Here is a 5430-nt window from a genome sequence, read left to right on the forward strand (position 1 = left end):
ACAGCAAGAACATTGGACTGATAACCAGTTAATTGATTTTATGCTTGAATATCCAATTCTAATTAACCGCCCATTTGTAGTAACGGATCTTGGTATTAAATTATGCAGACCATCCGAGTTAGTACTGGATCTATTATCTGCCCCTCAATTGAATGCATTTAGCAAAGAAGATGGCGAAGTAATTATTGATCAAAATGGTAATAGAGTTAAGTAAATTTCACGTATTCAATATCCCCATTTAACATAATGGCGCTTATGCGAACTAGTCATTGTAAACCCCAAATAGAAATGTCCGCTTTTAGAATACTCACCTAGAGATTTTCTGAGCGGGCTGTTTAATATGTTGGTGTCTATTTCGGATATTTATGTCCAAATTTTTAGAGTCATCGTAATGATAGAAAATATTTTATATTTTAAATATGACCTGTTAATTCTTTTTGTAAGTAGTTCTTTTTCTTATGCTTCATTAAAAATTGCGAAAAAAAAATTCCAATATGAGTTTTCATTTACTTTAGGAATGATTGCTAATTTTTTAATTAATATTTGTCTTCTCATTATGGGAAATAGCATCAATATAAACTACTGTATTTTAATAATATTTATTATTATTTATAATATTTTTGTTCCTTTCTTGGCTGTTAGAAAAGCATATTATGGAGGCGGGGGAAGATGATTGATGAGAATATAGACACTTTAATTGGGTTCTAACAAAAGACAGTTCGCATAAGAGATTTTATGTTAAATTAATATTTTAAGAAGAATGTGTATCAGATAAATCAATATTAGATTTTTATGTAATTATAAAAGAATAAATAAATTTTTAATCTTAGGTTTTTTAGATGAAATATAGAACAACATTAACTTTATCTATTCTAACGGTAACTCTTATGGGATGCCAAATGGTAGGCGAATACGCATTGATGGGAGGGAAGCAAGCGCTTGACTCTAGCAATACTTATTCAATAAAAAATGATTTAAATTCAATGGTTGATATAAGCCCTGATGGGATGAAGTCTAAAAAGGAAATGGTTGGCAAATATATTGTAAATAAACAATGGACTAGAATTATTAGATGGGATGTTAGTACTGTAGATATTCACCTAGATGATGGGAGTGTTGTTGTTGACCTTATTAGTAAAGGGAAAGAAAAACCATTTTATGGATTTAAAGCTGGAAGCTGTTCTACTTTAGAAAAGCCACAAGGAAAAGATGGTATTTTAATTGCTTCAATTATTAAAAAACGAACAACCCCGTTATCTAATGACATAAAACAATGTGGTAAATTTTATAAAAAATCAGATTTTACTCCGATAATTGAAATGACAACTGTAAAAAAGGGGTATGAATTAAACGTTAATTCAACTTCAAATATTGTTGAATGGGATACAAAGAATAAATTTATTGTTCCAGAAGATGGTTACATTTTAACTGTAAATTATGATGAATTTTCATCTAGTGGATTTGCCGAAAGTCCAGGTACTGCTTATATCACTATGTATTTAAAAAAATTAACTAAGTAAAAATAATGGGAGCCAATGCTCCCATCTTTATGAATGATTTTTTAAGTCTTTTAACATCGCTTCTCTTAAAATTTTATTCATACGTGTCTGATAGCCTTTCCCTTGTGTTTTTAACCAAGCGAGTACATCAGCATCAAGACGGACAGATGTTTGCTGTTTCACTGGACGATAAAATTGCCCATGACGAACTGCATTACTCCAGTCAGTAATTTCAGGAATATCAGATAAGTCTAATTGCTCATCAGGAACAGTTCCCTTTGCAAGCAAGCGTTTAATTTCAGCATCTTGCTTGTCACTGAAATTTTCATTCAGTTCTTTGCGTGTATATCTAACCATGCTCATATTGACTACGCTCCGCTTTGGTGACTTCTCTTGCACTAATGATTCGTATGATTTCACAGTCATCTTCATCAAAGATGGTGTGAGCAACCAATAGCATCAGTACGCCTTTGACCATACCAATGGTTTGCCAACGTTCCTCACCACCAGTATGTCTATCTTGGATTGAGATCCTTAATGGATCATCAAAAATGAGGCTTGCAGTTTCAAAAGATACATCATGTTTTTTCTGATTCTTTTGGTTTTTTGCCTCATCCCATTCGAAATACAGTTTCATAAAAAACATTCAAATTTGTATATACAATAATGTATCATATATTTGTATCACTTAAACTAAAAAGCGTAAAATTTGATCAAAATTATTGGTAAAAGATATCAGATTTGAATAAAAAAAAGCCGATATGTTTCTGTATCGGCTTTTTGCGGTTTTTTTGGATTATGTAAAATAAATAAGTCATTGATCTTAAAGTAATATTAAAGATGCATTTCGCATAACGTCCATTATGTTAAATGGTTAATTTGATGGCTCTCCTTCTCCCCTAAGTACGCCACGAGAAAGTACAGGATCACAAGAGAGGACATTGATAACAGCTATTTATAGAGGGAATTAAAACATTAAATTACAAAGATGTGGTTGACAATTATGATTTTTATGATAGAATATATGGTTATCACAAAACCCAGCATACCTTTCGGTTGCTGGATAATTTAACATTCTGGCAGGAGAACTACCATTGTTTATTTAACTTTGTATATAAAAGGTCGAAGTTTTATATATACAAGTATTATAGATCATATAAGAATTAATGCAAGCATTTTTGATTATACATGGGGAATTGACTGCCATTTGCTTTAAAAGGAATAAATAAGCATATGAGCACTATGAAACAAATTTTACTTGGTACTTTTTTGGCTATTTTGCCAGTTTTTCTTGAATTTTATCTTGAGACAAAGCCTAGTACTTCAGAAAAACAGACTACAACAATTATTGTCAATAACGTAGTTAATAAAAACGTATATCACTATGGGGGGGATCAAACGAGAGATTAAATTTTATGAAGATTTTCTAAAATTAACATAATACACCTTATGCGAAATGCTTGAACTTTCTTCATAAGCATCAATATCTTATATGAAACCATGATGGGGTTCAGCGCACTATCATGGTTTCTTTGTGATTATTCACGTTCCACGCCTATTCTTCGATCGTTGTGGGATAGTTTTGTGTAGCTCAGTTTAACCATTCGGAAGAAAGAAACGACTCAGGAAGCCCCTTTTCTTTGGCTCTTCTACTACTAGCTCCGGTACTGGAATACGTTTATTTTCCGGCTGCTCTGGAGTAGCCAATCCGTCATCTTTCGCCTGAGTTTGGATCTCAGTTTGTACAGGAGCTTCTTTTTGTTGAGTAGTCAATCCATCATAGTTCGACTCACTTTTTGAGCTAGTGTCTGTTACTGTATCTGCTTTTGGATCGATAGACCTAGTTATATAGGCTTTTGGAGCTTCTAATAATCGTTGTATCGCTTCAATTTGTTCATCCTTAACGTGTAATTGATCATTCTTGGCTTTTAATTCATCACGTTGAAATTTCTCACGCTCATGAGCTTGTTCAAGCTGTTTTTGAAGCATGTGAACCTGTTGTTCAAGCAAGTGAACTTCTGACAACTTTCGTGTTTCAGTTGTCTGTGAACCGTTCACATTCTTAGATGGTTCACCAAAGACACGAATAGCTTCAGAAAGATCAATTTTACCATCACTATTTTTACTTAAATTACCTTTATTAACTTGTTTATAAACGGCTTGACGAGTCATTCCATAGAGGTTTGAAAGTTCAATAACAGATAGTGATTTCATCTTGTAGTTTAGGTTGTCTATTATGTGAACCAAGATACATCAAGAAACAGTCAACCGCTACATACACAATTAACCTTTACCCCTTAAAACCTAAATTTTTAAGATGAGAAATAAATTGTTTTTGTTGTATTGGATCTCGAAGCATATCTTTAATTTTGATAGCTAAGTCATCATAACTTTCACCTTGCTGTGCTAGATGAGATATTTCATGTAAGCGTGAGAGCTGACTACCGAACATATTAATTTGTGCATCTGTTAATTTATAAAAATTATTCTGTTCGGATTTATGCTCAATACTTTTTAATTTTTCTTTAAACGTGAAGTGAATGTGTGTGACTTTTCGGCCTGTCTTTATTTGCTCGTAAGATACATTTAAAGGGCTATGTTCATTGATTTGATCTACAGCTGTATCAATAACCCATCTTTTTAAATCAGCAGATAATGGATATCTTTTTCCTAACTCCAACATACCTCTTAGAGATTCGATGGAAATCTCCCGTTTTCCTATTGAACGATATTGGCTTAATAACTCATAAATACGAATAGCATAGGCGCTACTCATACCAGCAATGTCAGATAATGAATACTTAGTGAATTCACGACTTAGATTAGAAATGAAAGGCAAAATTTCTTTAGAAAACCTAATTCCTACAACGCTTTTACTTTCTAAAAATCGGATGGATTGAATCCATCTCATTTTGATTGATTCATCATCAATAGCTAAGTTAATTGATCTGTCATATAAGCGGTTTACACCATCTTTTAGATCTCTATAAGCTGTTTTTTCATGAACTCCAAGTTTTTTTAAGTCATCAATAGTTACTCGATAAATTTCATCGTCTGTAATGTCTTCAGCCCTAGTAATTTTACTGATAGCTGCTAACACAATACGCTGTTCTGTTGAGCTGAGTTGATATGAAGCCTCAATAACTTGATTTGATTTAACTACTAGTTCTTTTTTAGATGTACTCATCAATTTTATTTCTATAAACTCAACTATGAGTAATATAATTCTCTCATAGTTAGTAGTCAATCCCTCATAGTTAAGTAGTCAATCCCTCATAGTTAGTAGTCAATCCCTCATAGTTAGTAGTCAATCCCTCATAGTTAAGAGCTGAAATCATTGGTATACAAGGCTTTCAAGCCGCCTAAAAGATTTAAAAGATTTAAAATATAATTAAAAAGGACTTTTGAAAAATTGCCCTATGTTTTCGCTATGCTCAAACTCTATTGAATCTCGCTTTCGCTCGATTCTCGGGGCAATTTTTTAGCTAATATTTTCGTGAATTTGAGAAAAAGCAAAATCAAAGGCAAAAGAACAATGGATTCGCTTCGCTCATAAAGCTTTTGCTCGCTACGCTCGATCTAGATTCAAATTTGGGCATTGAATTTATCTGTTTCTAGAATTTATTCTTTTAAAAATAGTTTTTCAGAGAGTCTAGGCGCGACTTTTCATTGTGTCGCTCGTAGACACTCGCTGAATACATTCTAATTGATTCCATATTTTTATAAGTAACAGTGGCTTATCCTATTATTTTGACTGGTGGATTCTTTAAGGTGTACAAATCCACCCCCTTAAAATGTTCTTGATCACTTACTTTGAATCGGAACACTATTTTTTAAGGTGATCAGTTTTTTAAAGGTGAGTTATTTTCATGGTCTGATTGCGCCTCTTTTGCGTTTTTAGCCTGTTTTCTCTCATGGAGTATAGAAACTC

7 protein-coding genes are annotated in these 5430 nt (G+C 32.7%); 3 read left to right on the forward strand and 4 right to left on the reverse strand.

Features of this window, described 5'->3' with window-relative positions; genetic code table 11:
• The 3 genes from B9T28_RS14725 to B9T28_RS14735 form a co-directional block, all read left to right on the forward strand.
• A partial coding sequence (locus B9T28_RS14725) for an ArsC/Spx/MgsR family protein (RefSeq protein WP_286086968.1) occupies positions 1-214 on the forward strand: 214 nt, incomplete at its 5' end.
• 177 nt (positions 215-391) lie between these two features.
• Positions 392-673 (forward strand): hypothetical protein, encoded by a 282-nt coding sequence (locus B9T28_RS14730; protein ID WP_086204733.1) that lies wholly within the window; start codon positions 392-394, stop codon positions 671-673.
• Positions 674-839: 166 nt separating this feature from the next.
• Positions 840-1520: a hypothetical protein gene (locus B9T28_RS14735; protein ID WP_086204734.1), complete on the forward strand. Its 681-nt coding sequence runs from the start codon at positions 840-842 to the stop codon at positions 1518-1520.
• Positions 1521-1547: 27 nt separating this feature from the next.
• On the opposite strand, the gene B9T28_RS14740 is transcribed toward B9T28_RS14735, so the two are convergent.
• From B9T28_RS14740 to repM, 4 genes are all read right to left on the reverse strand, one after another.
• Entirely contained in the window at positions 1548-1862 is a 315-nt protein-coding gene (locus B9T28_RS14740) for a BrnA antitoxin family protein (RefSeq protein ID WP_086204735.1), read from the reverse strand.
• Positions 1849-2136, reverse strand: a complete 288-nt coding sequence (locus B9T28_RS14745) for a BrnT family toxin (protein WP_086204736.1) — start codon at positions 2134-2136, stop codon at positions 1849-1851. Before B9T28_RS14745 ends, B9T28_RS14740 begins: the two co-directional genes overlap by 14 nt.
• 959 nt (positions 2137-3095) lie before the next feature.
• The gene (locus B9T28_RS14750; RefSeq protein ID WP_086204737.1) at positions 3096-3713 is read right to left on the reverse strand and encodes a plasmid replication DNA-binding protein; all 618 of its coding nucleotides are present in this window, start codon (positions 3711-3713) and stop codon (positions 3096-3098) included.
• A 76-nt stretch (positions 3714-3789) separates the two neighbouring features.
• On the reverse strand, positions 3790-4689 hold the full coding sequence (repM, locus tag B9T28_RS14755; protein WP_171263538.1) for a replication initiation protein RepM: 900 nt from the start codon (positions 4687-4689) through the stop codon (positions 3790-3792).
• Positions 4690-5430 lie beyond the last annotated feature (741 nt).

The sequence above is a fragment of the Acinetobacter silvestris genome, from assembly GCF_002135235.1.
In the GTDB taxonomy this organism is placed as follows: domain Bacteria; phylum Pseudomonadota; class Gammaproteobacteria; order Pseudomonadales; family Moraxellaceae; genus Acinetobacter; species Acinetobacter silvestris.

Bases quoted from the DNA above. Each gene is read 5' to 3' on its own strand.
- B9T28_RS14750 (WP_086204737.1), bottom strand. From the start codon at position 3,713: ATGAAATCACTATCTGTTATTGAACTTTCAAACCTCTATGGAATGACT.
- B9T28_RS14740 (WP_086204735.1), bottom strand. From the start codon at position 1,862: ATGAGCATGGTTAGATATACACGCAAAGAACTGAATGAAAATTTCAGT.
- B9T28_RS14735 (WP_086204734.1), top strand. From the start codon at position 840: ATGAAATATAGAACAACATTAACTTTATCTATTCTAACGGTAACTCTT.
- B9T28_RS14745 (WP_086204736.1), bottom strand. From the start codon at position 2,136: ATGAAACTGTATTTCGAATGGGATGAGGCAAAAAACCAAAAGAATCAG.
- B9T28_RS14730 (WP_086204733.1), top strand. From the start codon at position 392: ATGATAGAAAATATTTTATATTTTAAATATGACCTGTTAATTCTTTTT.